General features: G+C 66.1%; 17 protein-coding genes. 16 read left to right on the top strand and 1 reads right to left on the bottom strand.

The window, feature by feature from the left end; genetic code table 11:
* The first annotated feature begins 19 nt into the window (after positions 1-19).
* The 8 genes from gap (at position 20) to G0A00_RS16240 (ending at position 7,672) form a co-directional block, all read left to right on the top strand.
* A complete protein-coding gene (gap, locus tag G0A00_RS16275) occupies positions 20-1,054 on the top strand; it encodes a type I glyceraldehyde-3-phosphate dehydrogenase (protein ID WP_164183145.1) in 1,035 nt (344 codons plus the stop codon).
* A gap of 21 nt (positions 1,055-1,075) precedes the next feature.
* Complete coding sequence (fba, locus tag G0A00_RS16270; RefSeq protein WP_164183146.1) at positions 1,076-2,155, top strand: class II fructose-bisphosphate aldolase; 1,080 nt, start codon at positions 1,076-1,078, stop codon at positions 2,153-2,155.
* Positions 2,156-2,181: 26 nt separating this feature from the next.
* Positions 2,182-3,642, top strand: a complete 1,461-nt coding sequence (locus tag G0A00_RS16265) for a form I ribulose bisphosphate carboxylase large subunit (protein WP_066109366.1) — start codon at positions 2,182-2,184, stop codon at positions 3,640-3,642.
* 118 nt (positions 3,643-3,760) lie between these two features.
* Complete coding sequence (locus tag G0A00_RS16260) at positions 3,761-4,180, top strand: ribulose bisphosphate carboxylase small subunit (protein WP_164183147.1); 420 nt, start codon at positions 3,761-3,763, stop codon at positions 4,178-4,180.
* A gap of 118 nt (positions 4,181-4,298) precedes the next feature.
* Positions 4,299-5,261, top strand: coding sequence for a CbbX protein (cbbX, locus tag G0A00_RS16255; RefSeq protein ID WP_164183148.1), 963 nt, complete (start codon positions 4,299-4,301; stop codon positions 5,259-5,261).
* A 91-nt stretch (positions 5,262-5,352) separates the two neighbouring features.
* The gene (rpe, locus tag G0A00_RS16250; RefSeq protein ID WP_164183150.1) at positions 5,353-6,060 is read left to right on the top strand and encodes a ribulose-phosphate 3-epimerase; all 708 of its coding nucleotides are present in this window, start codon (positions 5,353-5,355) and stop codon (positions 6,058-6,060) included.
* A gap of 15 nt (positions 6,061-6,075) precedes the next feature.
* On the top strand, positions 6,076-6,630 hold the full coding sequence (locus G0A00_RS16245; RefSeq protein ID WP_164183152.1) for a thioredoxin family protein: 555 nt from the start codon (positions 6,076-6,078) through the stop codon (positions 6,628-6,630).
* A 154-nt stretch (positions 6,631-6,784) separates the two neighbouring features.
* Positions 6,785-7,672, top strand: coding sequence for a DMT family transporter (locus G0A00_RS16240; protein ID WP_235953157.1), 888 nt, complete (start codon positions 6,785-6,787; stop codon positions 7,670-7,672).
* Here the strand turns inward: G0A00_RS16240 and G0A00_RS16235 are convergent.
* On the bottom strand, positions 7,669-8,598 hold the full coding sequence (locus G0A00_RS16235; protein WP_164183154.1) for a LysR substrate-binding domain-containing protein: 930 nt from the start codon (positions 8,596-8,598) through the stop codon (positions 7,669-7,671). The two genes, G0A00_RS16240 and G0A00_RS16235, sit on opposite strands and share 4 nt — an antisense overlap.
* 191 nt (positions 8,599-8,789) lie before the next feature.
* Between G0A00_RS16235 and G0A00_RS16230 the strand changes: the two genes are divergently transcribed.
* From G0A00_RS16230 to G0A00_RS16195, 8 genes are all read left to right on the top strand, one after another.
* A complete protein-coding gene (locus G0A00_RS16230) occupies positions 8,790-10,289 on the top strand; it encodes an ABC transporter substrate-binding protein (protein WP_164183156.1) in 1,500 nt (499 codons plus the stop codon).
* Between the two features lie 70 nt (positions 10,290-10,359).
* Positions 10,360-11,274 carry an ABC transporter permease gene (locus tag G0A00_RS16225; RefSeq protein ID WP_164183158.1) on the top strand — a complete coding sequence of 305 codons (915 nt, stop codon included), beginning with the start codon at positions 10,360-10,362 and terminating at the stop codon, positions 11,272-11,274.
* A gap of 33 nt (positions 11,275-11,307) precedes the next feature.
* A complete protein-coding gene (locus G0A00_RS16220) occupies positions 11,308-12,201 on the top strand; it encodes an ABC transporter permease (RefSeq protein ID WP_203595408.1) in 894 nt (297 codons plus the stop codon).
* A complete protein-coding gene (locus tag G0A00_RS16215) occupies positions 12,198-13,829 on the top strand; it encodes an ABC transporter ATP-binding protein (RefSeq protein ID WP_164183162.1) in 1,632 nt (543 codons plus the stop codon). Before G0A00_RS16220 ends, G0A00_RS16215 begins: the two co-directional genes overlap by 4 nt.
* Entirely contained in the window at positions 13,826-14,794 is a 969-nt protein-coding gene (locus G0A00_RS16210; RefSeq protein ID WP_164183164.1) for a 2-hydroxyacid dehydrogenase, read from the top strand. The genes G0A00_RS16215 and G0A00_RS16210 overlap by 4 nt, the downstream gene beginning before the upstream one ends.
* Complete coding sequence (locus G0A00_RS16205; protein WP_066109329.1) at positions 14,791-15,831, top strand: DUF475 domain-containing protein; 1,041 nt, start codon at positions 14,791-14,793, stop codon at positions 15,829-15,831. The genes G0A00_RS16210 and G0A00_RS16205 overlap by 4 nt, the downstream gene beginning before the upstream one ends.
* A gap of 57 nt (positions 15,832-15,888) precedes the next feature.
* Entirely contained in the window at positions 15,889-16,944 is a 1,056-nt protein-coding gene (locus tag G0A00_RS16200) for an Ldh family oxidoreductase (protein WP_164183166.1), read from the top strand.
* The gene (locus G0A00_RS16195; RefSeq protein WP_164183168.1) at positions 16,944-17,684 is read left to right on the top strand and encodes an SDR family oxidoreductase; all 741 of its coding nucleotides are present in this window, start codon (positions 16,944-16,946) and stop codon (positions 17,682-17,684) included. Before G0A00_RS16200 ends, G0A00_RS16195 begins: the two co-directional genes overlap by 1 nt.
* The last annotated feature ends 51 nt before the right edge of the window (positions 17,685-17,735 follow it).

The following is a 17,735-nucleotide window of genomic DNA, read 5'->3' as shown; positions in this document are numbered from 1 at the left end:
ATCAGGAAAAGGATCAGGGATGACAGTCAGGGTTGCCATAAACGGCTTCGGCCGTATCGGGAGAAATGTGCTCCGCGCCATCGCGGAGTCGGGCCGCACCGACATTGAGGTGGTCGCGATCAACGATCTCGGCCCGGTGGAGACCAACGCCCATCTGCTGCGCTTCGACAGCGTGCACGGGCGCTTTCCCGGCGAGGTGACGGTGCGCGGCAGCACCATCGACCTTGGCCGCGGGCCGATCGAAGTGACCGCCCTGCGCAATCCCGCCGAGCTGCCGTGGGAGGGCGTCGACGTGGCGCTCGAATGCACCGGCATCTTCACCGACCGCGACAAGGCGGCGCTGCATCTGCAGAACGGGTCAAAGCGCGTGCTGGTCTCGGCCCCCGCCTCGGGTGTCGACAAGACCGTGGTCTTCGGCGTGAACCATCGCGAGCTGCGTCCCGAGCATGTGGTCGTCTCGAATGCCTCCTGCACCACCAATTGCCTCTCGCCGGTGGCCAAGGCGCTGAACGACGCCATCGGCATCGAAAAGGGCTTCATGACCACGATCCACAGCTACACCGGCGATCAGCCGACGCTGGACACGATGCATAAGGACCTCTACCGCGCCCGCGCCGCCGCGCAGTCGATGATCCCCACCAGCACCGGCGCCGCCAAGGCCGTGGGCCTCGTGCTGCCCGAGCTCAATGGCAAGCTCGACGGCGTGGCGATCCGCGTGCCGACGCCGAACGTGTCGGTGGTCGATCTGGTGTTCGAGGCGGCCCGCGACACCACGGTCGAAGAGGTCAACGCCGCGATCCGCGCCGCCGCCGACGGGCCGCTCAAGGGCGTGCTGGGCTACACCGATCAGCCCAATGTCTCGACCGATTTCAACCACGACCCGCACAGCTCGGTGTTCCACATGGACCAGACCAAGGTCATGGCCGGGCGGATGGTGCGGATCCTGTCTTGGTACGACAACGAATGGGGCTTTTCCAACCGCATGGCCGACACCGCCGTGGCGATGGGCAAGCTCATCGGCGCCGAGGCCCCCGCCTCGCTGCAAGACGCCTGATCCCCGAAGGGAGGAGACCCAATGCCACTTATCACCCTGAGACAGCTTCTGGATCACGCCGCCGAACAGGGCTACGGCGTGCCCGCCTTCAACATCAACAACATGGAGCAGGGTCTGGCGATCCTGCGCGCCGCCGAGGCTTGCGACGCGCCGGTGATCCTGCAGGCCAGCCGCGGCGCGCGCAGCTACGCTGGCGATATCATGCTGCGCCACATGGTCGAGGCGCTGGCGGAAATGTACCCGCGCAATCCGATCGTGCTGCATCAGGACCACGGCAACAACGACGCCACCTGCCTCTCGGCGATCCGCCACGGCTTCACCTCGGTGATGATGGACGGCTCCCTCGAAGAGGATATGAAGACCCCCGCGTCTTACGACTACAATGTCGAGATCACCGCGCGGGTCACCCGCGCCGCCCATGCCGTCGGCGCCAGCGTCGAAGGAGAGCTGGGCGTGCTGGGCTCGCTGGAAACCGGCGAGGCGGCGGCCGAGGATGGCTCGGGCGCGGAAGGCAAGCTCGACCACTCGCAGCTGCTCACCGATCCTGATCAGGCGGTGGACTTCGTGCTCGCCACCCAATGCGACGCGCTCGCCATCGCCTGCGGCACCAGCCATGGCGCCTATAAGTTCACCCGCGCCCCCGACGGCGACATCCTGTCGATGAAGACCATCGCCGCGATCCACGAAAAGCTGCCCGACACGCATCTTGTGATGCATGGCTCCAGCTCGGTGCCGCAGCATCTGCAGGACCTGATCAACGCAAGCGGCGGGCACATGCCGCAGACCTACGGCGTGCCGGTGGAGGAGATCGAGCGCGGCATCCGCATGGGCGTGCGCAAGGTCAACATCGACACCGACTGCCGCATGGCGATGACCGGCCAGTTCCGCAAGGTGGCGATGGACAAGCCCGAGGAGTTCGACCCGCGCAAGTTCATGATCCCCGCGATGAAGGAACTGGAAGCGCTCTGCACCGACCGTTTCGAGCGCTTCGGCACCGCCGGTCAGGCCGGAAAGATCACCCCGATCAGCCTCGACGACATGGCCCGCCGCTACGCCAGCGGCGCGCTCGCCCCCCGCATCGCCGCCGACCGCGCGGCCTGAGACATCCTGAGGAGGAGGACCACCCCATGAACGACATGTCCACAGTCACCGACGCCAAGAAGCGCTACTCCGCTGGCGTGATGAAATACGCCCAGATGGGCTATTGGGAGCCGGACTACACCCCCGCCGACACCGACATCATCGCGCTCTTCCGGATCACGCCCCAAGACGGCGTGGACCCGGTCGAAGCCGCCGCCGCCGTGGCTGGCGAAAGCTCCACCGCCACTTGGACCGTGGTCTGGACCGACCGGCTCACCAACTGCGAGAAATACCGCGCCAAGGCCTACCGCGTCGATCCGGTGCCCAATTCCGAAGGCGAGTTCTTTGCCTATATTGCCTATGACCTCGATCTCTTCGAGCCGGGCAGCATCGCCAATCTCACCGCCTCGATCATCGGCAACGTGTTTGGCTTCAAGCCCCTCAAGGCGCTGCGGCTCGAGGACATGCGCCTGCCGGTCGCCTATGTGAAGACCTTTCAGGGCCCCGCCACCGGCATCGTGGTCGAGCGCGAGCGGCTCAACGCCTATGGCCGCCCGCTGCTGGGCGCCACGGTGAAGCCCAAGCTCGGCCTCTCGGGCCGCAACTATGGCCGTGTGGTCTATGAGGCGCTGAAGGGCGGGCTCGACTTCACCAAGGACGACGAGAACATCAACTCCCAGCCCTTCATGCATTGGCGCGACCGCTTCCTCTACTGCATGGAAGCGGTGGCCCGCGCCTCTGCCGCCACCGGCGAGGTGAAAGGCACCTATCTCAACGTTACCGCCGGCACGATGGAAGAGATGTACGCCCGCGCCGAGTTCGCCAAGTCGCTCGGCTCGGTGATCATCATGATCGATCTGGTGATCGGCTACACCGCGATCCAGTCCATGGCGAAATGGGCGCGCGACAACGATATGATCCTGCACCTGCACCGCGCCGGGCATTCGACCTACACCCGCCAGCGCAGCCACGGCGTGTCGTTCCGCGTCATCGCCAAATGGATGCGCCTTGCCGGGGTCGATCACCTGCACGCGGGCACCGTGGTCGGCAAGCTCGAGGGCGATCCGGCCACCACCAAAGGGTACTACGACATCTTCCGCGAAGAGCGGAACCCGATGGCGCTCGAGAATGGCATCTTCTTCGATCAGGACTGGGCCTCGCTCAACAAGATGATGCCCGTTGCCTCGGGCGGCATCCACGCCGGGCAGATGCACCAGTTGCTGACCTATCTTGGCGAGGACGTGGTGCTGCAGTTCGGCGGCGGCACCATCGGCCACCCGCATGGCATCGAGGCCGGGGCGACGGCGAACCGCGTGGCGCTCGAGGCGATGGTCTTTGCCCGCAACGCCGGACGCGACATCTGGAACGAGGGGCCGGACATCCTGCGCGACGCCGCGCGCAGTTGCACCCCGCTCAAGCAGGCACTCGATACGTGGAAGGACGTCAGCTTCAACTACGCCTCCACCGACGCGCCCGACTTCGCGCCCACCCCCGAGGTCTCGGCATGAGCCACCTGCCCCTCGCCCCGGGCGCGGCGCCGCCCCTGCCGCTGGCGCATGCGCCCTCGGCCCCTCATCCCGCCACGCTGCCGTCCCGGCAGAGCCAGATCGCCAAAGGAGACCCCCGATGAAACTGAGACAAGGCCAGTTCAGCTTCCTGCCCGACCTGACGGATGACGACATCCACGCGCAGGCCCAATACGCCATCGACAACGGCTGGGCCGTATCGGTCGAATACACCGACGATCCGCACCCAAGAAACACGTACTGGGAGATGTGGGGCCACCCGATGTTCGACAATCCCGACGCCGCCGCCGTGGTCTTCGAGGTCAATGAATGCCGCAAGGAACATGGCGGGAAATACATCCGCGTCATCGCCTTCGACAGTTCCGCAGGATGGGAGTCGATCCGCATGAGCTTCATCGCGGGCCGTCCCGCCGAAGAGCCCGGCTTCCGCGTCGTCCGGCGAGAGGGCGAGGGCCGCAGCATCCGCTACACGATCGAAAGCTACGCCGTGCGCGAGCCCGAAGGCCGCCGCTACGCCTAGGCCCTTTCTACACCCGAGCCCTTCCCGCGCCCGAACCTCCTTGGGCGCGGGCAGCGGGGCGTCCTCTTCCAGTCCAAGCAGGACGCCCCACCCCAGCCCCCCGAGTTCGGAGCCCGAAATGACCGAGACCCCGCAGACTGACACCGAACCAGCCCCCGCAGAACACCCCGAGCGCCCCACCACCGTCGATCTCGCCGCCGCCTTCGAGGGCAGCGGCGTGCGCGAGGTGCTGGCCGAGCTTGACGAGACGATGATCGGCCTCGCCCCGGTCAAGGCCCGCATCCGCGAAACCGCCGCGCTGCTGCTGGTCGACAAGGCGCGCCGGCAGATGGGGCTCGCCACGGAAACGCCGACCCTGCACATGTCCTTCACCGGCAACCCCGGCACCGGCAAGACCACCGTGGCGCTGAAGATGGCCGACCTGCTGCACCGCTTGGGCTACGTGCGCAAAGGCCATCTCGTCACCGTCACCCGCGACGATCTCGTCGGCCAATACATCGGCCACACCGCCCCCAAGACCAAGGAGGTGCTGAAAAAGGCCATGGGCGGCGTGCTCTTCATCGACGAGGCCTATTACCTCTACCGCCCCGAGAACGAGCGCGACTACGGGCAGGAGGCGATCGAGATCCTGCTGCAGGTGATGGAGAACAACCGCGACGATCTGGTGGTGATCCTCGCCGGCTACGCCGATCGCATGGACCGCTTCTTCGAAAGCAACCCCGGCTTTCGCTCGCGCATCGCCCATCACATCGAGTTTCCCGACTACAGCGACGACGAGCTTCTGCAGATCTCGCAGACCATGCTGGGCGCGCAGAACTACGCGTTCGACGATGCGGCGCGCGCCGCCATGGCCGACTATATCACCGCCCGCCGCGGCCAGCCGCATTTCGCCAATGCCCGCTCGATCCGCAACGCGCTCGACCGCGCCCGGCTGCGACAGGCCAACCGGCTGTTCAACGAGGCAAAGGGCCCGCTCGGCGCCGAAGCGCTTTCGACCATCACCGAGGCCGATCTGCGCGCCTCGCGGGTCTTCCGCGGCGGCCTCGACGTGGATCGCCGCGTGCCGCAGGCCGCCGAATAGCCGCTTCGTCTAGACCGAAATATCCCGGGGGGCCCGCCGCAGGCGGGTGGGGGCAGCGCCCCCTCCCCCGCTCACCCCAAGGAGCCCGACCATGCCCTTCGACCGCAGCGTGAAAATCGCCCCCTCCATCCTCTCCGCCGATTTCGCCAACTTCGGGCAGGAGATCCGCGCCGTCGAAGCGCAGGGCGCCGACTGGATCCATGTGGATGTGATGGACGGGCACTTCGTGCCGAACCTCACGTTTGGCCCGCCGCTGGTGAAGGCGATCCGCCCGCATATCTCGACGGTGATGGACGTGCATCTGATGATCGCCCCGGTCGATCCCTACATCGAGGCCTTCGCCGAGGCTGGCGCGGATGTGATCACCGCCCATCTGGAGGCCGGGCCGCACAGCCACCGCACCCTTCAGGCGATCCGCGCCACCGGCGCCAAGGCGGGGCTCGCGCTCAACCCCGGCACCCCGGTCGAAGCCGCCGCGCCGCTGCTGGATCTGTGCGATCTCATCTGCCTGATGACCGTCAACCCCGGCTTCGGCGGCCAGAAATTCATCCACTCTCAGCTGGCGCAGATCGCCAAGCTGCGCGAGATGATCGGTGATCGCGAGATCCACATCCAGATCGACGGCGGTGTCGATCCGGAGACCGCCCCGCTGGTCACGAAGGCGGGAGCCGATGTGCTTGTGGCAGGCTCGGCGGTGTTCCGAGGTGGATCGGTCTCGGACCCCGCCCCATATGGAGAGAACATCCGGGCGATCCGCGCCGCCGCGACAGCCGCGACCGGGGCGCGCTCGGCGGCCTGACCAGAGGAGTCTTCCATGCCCGTCTCTCCCCCTGTCTGCGATTTCGGCTGGCCCGCGCCGGGCTTTTCCCTGCCCGCCACCGACGGCAAGACCTACAGCCTCGAAGAGCTTCGCGGCCCCAAGGGCACGCTGATTATGTTCATCTGCAACCACTGTCCCTATGTTTTGGCGGTGATCGACCGGATCATTCTCGACGCGACCGAATTGCGTGAGCATGGCATCCACACCGTTGCGATCAGCGCCAATGACGCTGCGAGCTACCCGGCGGACAGTTTCGAGAACATGAAAAAGCTGGCGCAGGACAAGGCCTTTCCCTTCCCCTACCTCTATGACGAGAGCCAGCAGGTCGCCCGCGCCTATGACGCCGCCTGCACGCCGGATTTCTTCGGTTTCGATGCGGCCCTTGGCCTGCAATACCGCGGCAGGCTCGACGCGTCGCGCAAGGAGGCCGCCCCCGAAGGCACCCGCCGCGATCTCTTCGAGGCGATGAAACAGGTCGCCGAATTTGGCAGCGGCCCGCTCGATCAGATCCCCTCAATGGGCTGCTCGATCAAATGGAAGGCTGCCTGACGGCCTCTCAAGCGCCGCGCTGAGCCGGAGCCGGTCCAAACCGGGGGCACACTGACCCAGCGCGCCCCCGGCACGGCTTGACAACCCCGCCCGCTCTGGATGACGGTCCCGCTCCGGAGGGAGGACGCGCCACAACAGCGGCGCGGCGGGACGGATGACAACTAGCTGGACAAGGTTTTCGCGGCAGAACCAGCCGCTGGTGGGCATTTTGCTCATGTTGCTCGCTTCGGCGTGCGGCGCGGTCGATTCCGTTCTGGTGCGGCAATTGGCGGGCGAGGTGCACCCTTTCGTCATGGGCTTCACCCGCGCGCTCTTTGGCCTGCTGGTGGTGCTGCCGTGGCTGCTGTCACGACCGGGCATCCTGCAGACCGAGTACCGGCTGCGCCACGTTTTGCGGGCGGCGCTGAAGCTGGCCTCGGTGATCGCCTTCTTCTTCGCCTTTGCCGCGGCGCCGCTGGCGGATGTGACGGCCATCGCCTTCGCCTCGCCGATTTTCGTCACGCTGGGGGCGTGGGTCTTTCTGGGCGAGCGCCCGCGCCCGGTGCGCATCCTTGCCGTGACGCTGGGTTTTGCCGGCGTGCTGATCGTGCTGCGCCCGGACGCGGGGGACATCCCCCTCGGGCTGGGCTACGCGCTGATCGGCGCGCTGCTGGTGGCGGTGATCCAGCTCATCCTCAAGGGCATGGTGGCACGCGACCGGACCGAGACGCTGGTGGCGTGGAACCTCATCGCCACGGTGCCGCTGGCGGCGATCCCGGCGCTGCTGGTCTGGCAGACGCCGACGCTGTCGCAATGGCTGCTGCTGGCGCTGCAGGGCGCGCTTGGCGCCGCGGCCATGACGCTGGCGACGCGGGCCTTTGCGCTGGCCGATGCCTCGCTGATCGTGCCCTTCGACTTCCTGCGCCTGCCCTTCGTGGCCGCCTTGGGCTATCTGTTCTTTGGGCAGGTGGTGACCGGCACCACATGGGCGGGCGGCATCGCCATCTTCGTCGCCACGCTGGTCATGGCCCATAGCGCAAGGCGTATCGGCGGGGCGCCCTAGGCCGCGCCCTGCCGCGCGGCGGCCTCGGATTGCAGCGCCGAGAGGATCGTGGCGCGCACCTTCTCGTTGAGCGGCGTGCCCCGGTTCGGCGCGATATTGAGATAGAGCGTCGAGTTGAACTCCTTGGGCGCATCAATCGCGCGGAAGACCACATTCTCCATCCGCATCGCCATGGCCGATTGCGGCACCAGCCCCACGCCGAGCCCCGCGTTCACCAGCGACACGATGGTCTGGGTCTGGCTCACCTCCTGCACCGTCTCGGGCGTCACCCCGACGGTGGCGAAAAGCGCCCGGTGAATGTCTTTCAGAAAGCCGCCCCGCTCCGAGGAATAGCCGACAAAATCCACCCCCTTGAGGTCGCGCACGCTGAGATCCCGCTTCTCGCAAAGCGGGTGATCCTGCGGCAACGCCAGCATGAAGGGCTCGCGCACCAGAAGGATGTTCTCGATCTCCTGACCATGTGCCGTCGAGCGGGTGAGCCCGAGATCGAGCTTGCCCGACTGCAGGCCCTCGGCGATCTCATAGCTCATCATCTCGATCGGCTCGAATTTCACCCCCGGCATCACCCGCTTCAGGGCGCAGGCGATCTGCGGCACGAAATGCAGGCTGGCCGAGGGCACAAAGCCCATCACTACATTGCCGACATCGCCGCGTTCGGCTTGCCGGGCGGTCAGCACCGCATATTCCGCGCGCTGCATCAGGTCGGTCGCGCTCTTGAGGAAACTCACCCCGGCAGGCGTCAGCCGCACCGACCGGTTCGACCGGTCAAAGAGTGTCAGTCCGATTCGATCCTCAAGCAGCTTGATCTGCCGCGACAAGGGCGGCTGCGTCATGTTGAGGCGCGCCGCGGCGCGGCGAAAGTTCAGCTCCTCCGCAACGGCGATGAAAAACCGAAGCTGGAAAAAATCGTATGATGCCTGAGCCATAGACAGTCCTCCCCGAAATGCCGCGCCTGCAATCAATTCAAGTATTGTATCATTTCAATCCAACTATGGAATATACAATCGCAACCTCAGGCGTATGGTTCTTTCACCTGCTCTCTCTCCATTGGGCGAGCGCGGGACAGTTTCAGCCGGTGCAGATCACCGGACAGACATGGTAATTTGGGAGGAGAACCATGACCTATCGGACCGGCCGCCTTGTCGCGGCCCTGCTCGCATCCACAATCGCCGGGCAGGCATTTGCGCAGGACGTCACCGTCGTTCTGTCGGAGGAACTCAACACCGTCGAGCCGTGCATGGCCACGCAGTCGAACGTCGGCCGCGTGCTGCTTCAGAACGTCTCGGAGACGCTGACCGAACTGGTGCCGGGCGAGGGTCTGCAGCCGCGTCTGGCCACCGAATGGGAGGACATGGGCAACGGCACGTGGCGCTTCAAACTGCGCGACGGGGTGAGCTTCTCGGACGGCACGAGCTTTGACGCCGAGGACGTCAAATTCTCGCTCGAGCGCAACCTCTCCGACAAATTCGTCTGCGAGACCGGTGCGAAATACTACGGCGGCATGGCGCTCAGCACCAATATCGTCGACGAGCACACCATCGAGATCACCAGCGATCCGGCGCAGCCGATCCTGCCGCTGCTGATGTCGACGCTGGCGGTGCTGCCGTCCGAGACCAACCCCGACGCCTTCACCGACACGCCGGTGGGCACTGGTCCCTATACGTTCGACGAATATGCCCGCGGCCAGCACATCAAACTCTCGGCGCGCGACGATTACTGGGGCGACGCGCCCGAGGTGAAATCCGCCACCTATCTCTTCCGCTCCGAAAGCGCCGTGCGGGCCGCAATGGTCGCGGCGGGCGAAGCGGACATCGCGCCGAATATCGCGCTGCAGGATGCCACCGACAAGAGCACCGACTATGCCTATCCGAACTCGGAAACCGTCTACATGCGGCTCGACCTTTCGGCGGCCCCGCTGGATGACGTGCGGGTGCGGCAGGCGCTGAACTACGCGGTCGACAAAGAAGCCTTTGTCGGCACGATCCTCGCTGATGGCACGCTGCTGGCGACCGGCATGACCCCGCCCTCGACCATCGGCTACAACCACGATCTCACCCCCTACCCGTTCGATCCCGACAAGGCCAAGGGCCTGCTGGAAGCGGCACAGAGCGACGGCGTCGACGTGGGGGCAGAGATCACCGTGATCGGCCGTCTCGAGAATTTCGCCAACGTGGTGGAGACGATGGAGGCGCTGACCTCGATGTGGCAGGACGTCGGCCTCAACGTCAAACTGCAGATGGTCGAAGTGGCCGAGTGGAACAAATACTACTCCAAGCCCTTCCCCGAGGACCTCGGCCCGACCATGGTCGAGGCGATGCACGACAACGCCAATGGCGATCCCGTCTTCTCGATGTTCAACAAATACGCCTCTGACGGCGTGCAGTCGGGCACCGCGGATCCGAAGCTGGACGAGATGATCACCAAGGCGACCACCGCAGCGGGCGACGAGCGCGAGGCGCTGTGGGAAGAGGTCTTTGCCTATATCCACGACGATCTCGTGGCGGATGTGTTCCTGTGGCACATGGTGGGCATGAGCCGCGTGAACGAGCGCCTCGACTTCACCCCGTCGATCCGCACGAACTCTGAACTGCAGCTCTCGCAGATCAGCTTCAAGTAAGGCCTCCGTGCCGGGGGCGGCGCGCCCGCCCCCGGCACGGCCCTGACGCCACCGGACAATCGAGGCAGACATGCAATCCTTCCTTGGCAAACGCGCCGTCGCCAGTGCCATCTCGCTGGTCGGCCTGATCATCCTGGTCTTCTTCCTGTCACGCCTGACCGGAGACCCCACCGACCTTTACCTTCCCGTCGACGCATCGCTGGAGAGCCGTGAGCGGTTCCGCGAGATCAACGGGCTGAACGATCCCCTGCTCATCCAGTTCTTCCACTACATGGGCGATCTGCTGCGCTTCGACTTCGGCGACTCCATCCGCCGCTCGGAACCGGCGCTCGAGGCCGTGCTGCGCGGCTTTGGCTGGACGCTGCAACTGGCCGTGATCACCATGTCTCTGGTCACCGTCAGCGCCATCGTGCTGGGCTCGCTGGCCGCCTTCCACGTCGGCGGCATCTTCGACCGGATCGCCACGTTCTTCTCGCTCATCGGTGCCAGCGCGCCGGACTTCTGGGTTGCCATCGTCGCCATCGTGATCTTCTCGGTGGGTCTGGGCTGGCTGCCGACCTCCGGCACCGGCACGCCGTGGCACTGGGTGCTGCCCGTGGCGGTGCTGTTCATCCGCCCCTTCGGCCTGATCCTGCAGGTGGTGCGCGGCGCGATGATCACCGCGCTGCATGCCCCCTACGTGAAAACCGCTCGCGCCAAAGGCGTGCGCAACCGGCCGATCATCTTCGTGCACGCGCTGCGCAACGCATTGCTGCCGGTCATCACGGTGATTGGCGATCAGACCACGGCGATCCTCAACGGCGCGGTGGTGGTCGAGACCATCTTCGGCTTTCCGGGCATCGGCAAGCTGATGATCGACTCGATCCTGCAGCGCGACTTCAACGTGATCCTCGCCGCGATCATGGTCACCGCCTTCGCCATCTTCCTTCTGAACCTGCTGATCGACATCCTCTATGCGGTGCTCGATCCCCGGATCCGGTACTGACCCATGGCCCTTGCAGAAACCGACACTCCGAAAATGACAAAGCCCACCCACCCCGCACTGACGATGGTGAGGATGCTCTGGCGGGACAAGTTCGCCTTCTTCTCGGCCCTCTTCCTGATCGTCATGGTGCTCTGCGCGCTGTTCGGCCCGATGTTCCTCGAAGACATCGCCACCAAGCAGAACCTGCGCGGACGCAACGCCCCGCCGTTCGATATCTCGAAGGCATGGGTCTACTGGCTGGGCGGCGACGCCCTTGGCCGCCCGCTGCTGGCGCGCATCATCGTCGCCGCGCAGAACACGCTCTTCGTCGCCACCGGCGCGGTGATCTGCTCGCTGACCATCGGCACCACGCTGGGGATGATCGCCGGCTACTCGCGCAAGGTGACCTCGCAGATCATCATGCGACTGGCCGATGTGATCATGGCCTTCCCCTCGCTGCTGCTGGCGGTGATCGTGCTCTACATGCTGCCGCCTTCGGTCGGGAACCTGATCGTCGTGCTGACCATCACCCGCATCCCTGTCTACCTGCGCACCGCGCGCGCCGAGGTGCTGGAGGTCCGCGGCCGGATGTTCGTGCAGGCGGCCACCGTCATGGGCGCCTCGACCCCGCGGATCGTGTTTCGCCACATCCTGCCGGTGATCCTGCCGACGCTGGTCACCATCGCCACGCTCGACTTCGCGCTGGTGGTGCTGGTGGAAAGCTCGCTCAGCTTCCTCGGCATCGGCATCCAGCCGCCCGAGATCACATGGGGCCTGATGGTCAGCCAAGGCCGCCCCTACCTGACCTCCGCATGGTGGCTCAGCTTCTGGCCCGGCCTCGTGATCATCCTCACCACCCTGTCCCTCAACCTGCTCTCGAACTGGATGCGCACCGCGCTTGACCCGGTGCAGCGCTGGCGGCTCGAAATCGCAAGGAAGAAGCAATGACCGAACATCTTCTCGAAGTCCGCAACCTGTCGGTCGACTTCCACACGGCAGGCGGCACGGTCCACGCGGTGCGCAACGTCAGCTGGCACCTCGACAAGGGCGAGACGCTTGCCATCCTCGGCGAGTCCGGCTCGGGCAAATCGGTCTCGGCCTCGGCCATCATGGACCTGATCGACATCCCCCCCGGCGAGATCGTCTCGGGCGAGATCCTGTTCAACGGCGAGAGCCTCTTTGCCATGACGCAGGAGCAGCGGCGCGAGATCAACGGGCGCCGCATCGCGATGATCTTTCAGGACCCGCTGAGCCATCTGAACCCGGTCTACACCGTTGGCTTCCAGATCGCCGAGGCGATGACCACCCACGGCATCTCCAAGGATGAGGCGCGCCGCACCACGCTTGATCTGATGAAGCGCGTCGGCATCCCGAGCGCCGAGGAAAAGATCGACGCCTACCCGCATCAGTTCTCGGGCGGGCAGCGCCAGCGCCTGATGATCGCCATGGCGCTTGCGGTGAAGCCCGACATCCTGATCGCCGACGAGCCGACCACGGCGCTCGACGTGACGGTGCAGGCGCAGATCCTCGCGCTGCTTGAGGATCTGCAGCGCGAAACCGGCATGGGGATGCTGCTGATCACTCACGACCTTGGCGTTGTCGCAGAGGTGGCCGACCGCGTGGTGGTGATGAATGCTGGCGAGATCGTCGAGAGCGGCAGCGCCGCGCAAGTCTACCGCAACCCGGTCCACCCCTACACCAAGAAGCTGATCGCCGCCGTCCCCGGCACCGGGGAGATGGCAGCGCCGCTCGCCACGGGGATCAAGCCGATCCTCGAGGTCAATCATGTGTCCAAGCATTACGGCGCCTTCGTCGCGCTCGAAGATGCCAGCCTGACGGTTCTGCCGGGCGAGACCGTGGCCATCGTCGGCGAAAGCGGCTCGGGCAAATCGACGCTGGCCAAGACGCTGCTGCGCCTCGAAGAGGCCACCGGCGGCGAGGCGCTCTATCAGGGGCGCGACCTGCTCACCATGCCCCCGCGCGAGCTGTTCGACATCCGCCGCGAGGTGCAGATGATCTTTCAGGATCCGACCCAGTCGCTCAACCCGCGCATGTCGGTCTTTCAGATCATCGCCGAGGCCTTTGTCATCCACCCCGGCATTCTGCCCAAGCCGCAATGGCGCGACCGGGTGCGCGAACTGCTCGAGCATGTCGGGCTCAACGCCTCGCATATGGACCGCTACCCGCACCAGTTCTCGGGCGGCCAGTGGCAGCGCATCGCCATCGCCCGCGCCTTGGCGCTGGAGCCGAAGCTGATCATCTGCGACGAGGCCGTCTCGGCGCTCGATGTGTCGATCCAGGCGCAGGTGATCCACCTGCTGGAGCAGCTGCAGCAGGACTTCGGCCTGTCCTATCTCTTTATCGCCCACGATCTGCCGCTAGTGCGCGACTTTGCCCACCGCGTCGTGGTGATGCAGGGCGGGCGCATCGTCGAACAAGGACCGGTGGCGCAGATTTTTGAAGCCCCACAACAGGATTATACCCGCAACCTCATGGCCGCGAGCCTGCATCCCGATCCCGAGATACAGGCTGACCGTCGCGCCGCGAGGCACCGCGCGCAGGAGGAAATGGCATGAAGAAACGTGATGTTCTGGTGGTCTACCCCGCCCGGCCCAAGGCCATGGCGCAGCTCGAAGAAAGCTACACCCTGCATCGCTACGACGAGGCAGACGACAAACAGGCCTTCCTTGCCGAATATGGCCCGCGCTGCGAGGCCATCGTCACCAACGGCCACGCTGCGCTGACCCGCGCGCATCTCGACCATCTGCCCAATCTGAAGATCGTCTGCTGCTCTTCCGCCGGGTTCGAACCCATCGACGTGGACGCGCTGCAGGAGCGCGGCATCTGGCTGACCAACAGTTCGGTCGCGCTCTGCGACGACGTGGCGGATATGGCGCTGCTGCTGACGCTGGCGACCCGGCGGCAGCTGGTGGCGGCGCATGAGTATGTGCGCTCGGGCGACTGGGGCCGCAAAGGCATGTACCCGCTGCTCTCTTCGATGAGCGGCAAGCGGGTGGGCATCGCCGGGATCGGCACCATCGGTCAGGCCATCGCGCGGCGGTTCGAGCCGCTGGGACTGGAGATCGGCTATACCGCCCGCAGCGCCCGCGATCTGCCGTGGAGCTATTTCCCCGATGTGCAGGCGCTGGCGGAATGGGCCGACATCCTCGTCGCCATCGTGCCCGGCGGTGCTGCCACACAGGGCATGTTCAACAAGCCGGTGCTCGAAGCGCTTGGCCCCACGGGCAGCTTCATCAACGTGGCGCGCGGCAGCGTGGTGGATGAGCCCGCGCTGATCGAGGCGCTCTCCACCGGCAAGCTCGGCAGCGCCGCGCTTGACGTCTATCTCAACGAGCCCAATCCCAACCCGGCGCTGACGCAACTGCCCAATGTGACGCTCTATCCGCATCACGCCAGCGGCACGGTCGAGACCCGCGACGCCATGGCACAGACCGTGGTCGACAATCTCGCCGCCTTCTTTGCGGGCAAGCCCCTGTTCACCCCTGTCTTCGATCTGCCAGAAACCGCGGTAAGCCTATGAAACCGACGCTCAGCTACTTCCGCTGGCCGCTGACCTTCACAGCGGCCGGTCTGGCCCTGTCGTTCTGGCTGGGGCAGGCCACCACCGGCACGCTTTCGGGCGCGGTCACCTTTCTCGCCGTCGGCGCGGTGCTGGCGGTGCTGGAGATCTCGCTCAGCTTCGACAACGCCATCGTCAATGCCAACAAGCTCAAGGACATGACCCCGATCTGGCGGCAGCGCTTCCTGACGTGGGGCATTCTGATCGCCGTCTTCGGGATGCGCATCGTCTTTCCGCTGGCGGTGGTATCGGTCGCGGCCCGCATCGACCCGTGGTCGGCGCTGAAGCTCGCCGCCGCCGAGCCCGAGCAATACGCCCATGTCATGCATGAGGCGCACATCTCGATCGCGGCCTTCGGCGGCACCTTCCTGATGCTGGTGGCGCTGAGCTACTTCATCGATCAGGAGAAAGAGATCGACTGGGTGCGCGCGCTCGAGACCCGCCTGCGCGCCTGCGGCTCCATCCGTGGGCTCGAGATCGCCGCGGTGCTCATGCTGGCGCTGGCCTTCTCTGCGGCGCTGCCGCAGGGCAAAAGCGCGGATTTCCTCTTCGCGGCGGTCTGCGGCATGGTCACCTTCGTCGGCGTCGACCTGCTGGGACAGGTGCTCGACCGCGCCGAGGACACCCGCAACCTCGCGGCGGGCGGCGGCTTCGGGGCGTTCATGTATCTCGAGGTGCTGGACGCTTCGTTCAGCTTCGACGGGGTGATCGGGGCCTTCGCGCTGACGCAGAACCTCTTCCTCATCGCCATCGGACTTGGCATCGGCGCGTTCTACGTGCGGGGGATGACCATCATGCTGGTCGAGAAAGGCACGCTGGCCGAGTTCCGCTACCTCGAACACGGCGCCTTTTACTCGATCCTCGTGCTGTCGGTCATCATGTACACGCAGTCGCTGCTGCATGTGCCCGAACTGCTCACCGGCCTCATCGGCGCGGTGCTGATCGGCCTCGCCCTCTGGTCCTCGATCCGCCACAACCGGCTCGAGGCCCGGGGCTGACAGCCGCACCCGCGCCCGCCGCAGGGCGCGCCCCAACCGACTTTTGGAAGGACCATCATGCCCCTGATCCCTCACGACCGTCTTCAGGCTTTCGCGACCGATATTCTGGCTGCGGCAGGGATGGAGGCCGACAAGGCTCAGACCACCGCGAGCGTGTTGCTCGAAGGCGATATGATCGGCCATGACACCCATGGTGTCTCGCTGATCCCAATGTATCTCAAGGCGCTATCTTCGGGCGAGATGTCCGGTAGCGGCGCCCCTGAGGTTGTGTCGGACCGCGGCGCCTGTTTCGTATGGGACGGACGTCTGCTGCCCGGCGCATGGCTGGTGACCCGGGCGCTGGAGCGGGCCTGCGACCGGGTCACCACGCATGGAGTCGTCACCGCCGCGATCCGCTCCTCGCATCACACCTGCGCGCTCGCGGCCTTCATGCGCCCGGTCACCGAACGCGGCTTCATCGCCCGGCTCAGCTGTTCCAATCCGGCGGCCAACCGCATGGCCCCCTATGGCGGCACCCGCCCGCTGCTGACCCCCAACCCCATCGCCTATGGCTTTCCCACGCGCGGCACGCCGATCGTGGTGGATGTCTCCTGCTCGATCACCACCACCACGATGACGCAGACCTTGGCGCGCAGCGGTGGCCGCTTCCCCGAGCCTTGGGCGCAGACCGCCGACGGCACGCCCACCGACGATCCGCGAGAGGTGACAGAGCATGGCGGCTCACTGCTGCCGCTCGGCGGCGCGCTCAAAGGGCACAAGGGCTATGGGCTCGCGCTATCGGAAGAGTTGCTGACCCAAGGCCTCTCGGGCAAGGGCCGCGCCAACACCGACGCGCCGGGACCGCTGGCGCAAAGCGTCTTCCTGCAGGTGATGGACCCCGAAGCCTTCGCCGGGCTCGACCCGTTTCTCGACCAATCCGACCATCTGGCCGGGGCCTGCCGCAGCAATCCGCCCGCAGCGGGCGCGACGGGCGCGGTGCGCGTCCCCGGAGATTCCGCCGCCGCCAAACGCGCGCGGGCGCTGGCCGAGGGCGTGCCGGTCGCGGCTTCGGTGCTGGAGGCGCTGAACGAGGCCGCCATGCGCCTTAACGCGGGCGCGCTGGAGGTCGCGTGATGGCGCAAGGCACGATCATCATCACCGGCGCGTCCTCGGGCATCGGTCGCCAGACCGCGCGGCACTTTCTCGCAAAGGGCTGGCGTGTGGGCCTCATTGGCCGCCGCGAAAGCCTGCTGACCGAGATGGCGCAGGATGCGCCCAGCGCGCTGCCCCTGCCTTGCGATGTCACCGACGAGGCCTCGGTCGAGGCCGCTTTCGATCGGGCGCTGGCGCATTGGGGCCGGATCGACGTGCTGTTCAACAACGCCGGTCAGGGGCTGAAATCGGTGCCGGTGGATGAGGTCTCGCTCGAAGACTGGCGCCGGGTCACCGATGTGAACATCACCGGAATGTTTCTCTGCGCCCGCGCCGCCTTTGCCCGGATGCGCGCGCAGGATCCGCAAGGCGGGCGGATCATCAACAACGGCTCGGTCTCGGCGCATGTCCCGCGCCCCGGCTCGATCGCCTATACCGCCTCGAAACATGCGGTCACCGGGATGACCCGCGCGCTTTCCCTAGATGGCCGCCCTTATGGCATCGCCTGCGGTCAGATCGACATCGGCAATGCGCTGACCGAAATGTCCGCCGGGCAGCAGAAGGGCGTTCCGCAGGCGGATGGCTCCATCGCGGTGGAGCCCATGTTCGACGCGGGCGAGGTCGCGCGCGCCGTGCACCATATGGCCAGCCTGCCGCCCGAGGCGAACATCCAGTTCGTCACGCTGATGGCGACGGCGATGCCCTATATCGGGCGCGGCTAGGCGCTGCGGGCAGCGCCCGGATCACTCGACACCGCGCCGCGCAGCACCTCG

Source organism: Salipiger sp. PrR002 (genome assembly GCF_010500775.1).
Lineage (GTDB): Bacteria > Pseudomonadota > Alphaproteobacteria > Rhodobacterales > Rhodobacteraceae > Salipiger.
The sequence above is the reverse complement of the archived record's forward strand: the minus strand, read 5'-3'. Positions and strand labels throughout refer to the sequence as shown.

What these genes read in the sequence shown, in the direction of transcription:
- gap (WP_164183145.1), top strand. Translation starts at nt 20, where the DNA reads ATGACAGTCAGGGTTGCCATAAACGGCTTCGGCCGTATCGGGAGAAAT.
- fba (WP_164183146.1), top strand. Translation starts at nt 1,076, where the DNA reads ATGCCACTTATCACCCTGAGACAGCTTCTGGATCACGCCGCCGAACAG.
- G0A00_RS16265 (WP_066109366.1), top strand. Translation starts at nt 2,182, where the DNA reads ATGAACGACATGTCCACAGTCACCGACGCCAAGAAGCGCTACTCCGCT.
- G0A00_RS16260 (WP_164183147.1), top strand. Translation starts at nt 3,761, where the DNA reads ATGAAACTGAGACAAGGCCAGTTCAGCTTCCTGCCCGACCTGACGGAT.
- cbbX (WP_164183148.1), top strand. Translation starts at nt 4,299, where the DNA reads ATGACCGAGACCCCGCAGACTGACACCGAACCAGCCCCCGCAGAACAC.
- rpe (WP_164183150.1), top strand. Translation starts at nt 5,353, where the DNA reads ATGCCCTTCGACCGCAGCGTGAAAATCGCCCCCTCCATCCTCTCCGCC.
- G0A00_RS16245 (WP_164183152.1), top strand. Translation starts at nt 6,076, where the DNA reads ATGCCCGTCTCTCCCCCTGTCTGCGATTTCGGCTGGCCCGCGCCGGGC.
- G0A00_RS16240 (WP_235953157.1), top strand. Translation starts at nt 6,785, where the DNA reads ATGACAACTAGCTGGACAAGGTTTTCGCGGCAGAACCAGCCGCTGGTG.
- G0A00_RS16235 (WP_164183154.1), bottom strand. Translation starts at nt 8,598, where the DNA reads ATGGCTCAGGCATCATACGATTTTTTCCAGCTTCGGTTTTTCATCGCC.
- G0A00_RS16230 (WP_164183156.1), top strand. Translation starts at nt 8,790, where the DNA reads ATGACCTATCGGACCGGCCGCCTTGTCGCGGCCCTGCTCGCATCCACA.
- G0A00_RS16225 (WP_164183158.1), top strand. Translation starts at nt 10,360, where the DNA reads ATGCAATCCTTCCTTGGCAAACGCGCCGTCGCCAGTGCCATCTCGCTG.
- G0A00_RS16220 (WP_203595408.1), top strand. Translation starts at nt 11,308, where the DNA reads ATGACAAAGCCCACCCACCCCGCACTGACGATGGTGAGGATGCTCTGG.
- G0A00_RS16215 (WP_164183162.1), top strand. Translation starts at nt 12,198, where the DNA reads ATGACCGAACATCTTCTCGAAGTCCGCAACCTGTCGGTCGACTTCCAC.
- G0A00_RS16210 (WP_164183164.1), top strand. Translation starts at nt 13,826, where the DNA reads ATGAAGAAACGTGATGTTCTGGTGGTCTACCCCGCCCGGCCCAAGGCC.
- G0A00_RS16205 (WP_066109329.1), top strand. Translation starts at nt 14,791, where the DNA reads ATGAAACCGACGCTCAGCTACTTCCGCTGGCCGCTGACCTTCACAGCG.
- G0A00_RS16200 (WP_164183166.1), top strand. Translation starts at nt 15,889, where the DNA reads ATGCCCCTGATCCCTCACGACCGTCTTCAGGCTTTCGCGACCGATATT.
- G0A00_RS16195 (WP_164183168.1), top strand. Translation starts at nt 16,944, where the DNA reads ATGGCGCAAGGCACGATCATCATCACCGGCGCGTCCTCGGGCATCGGT.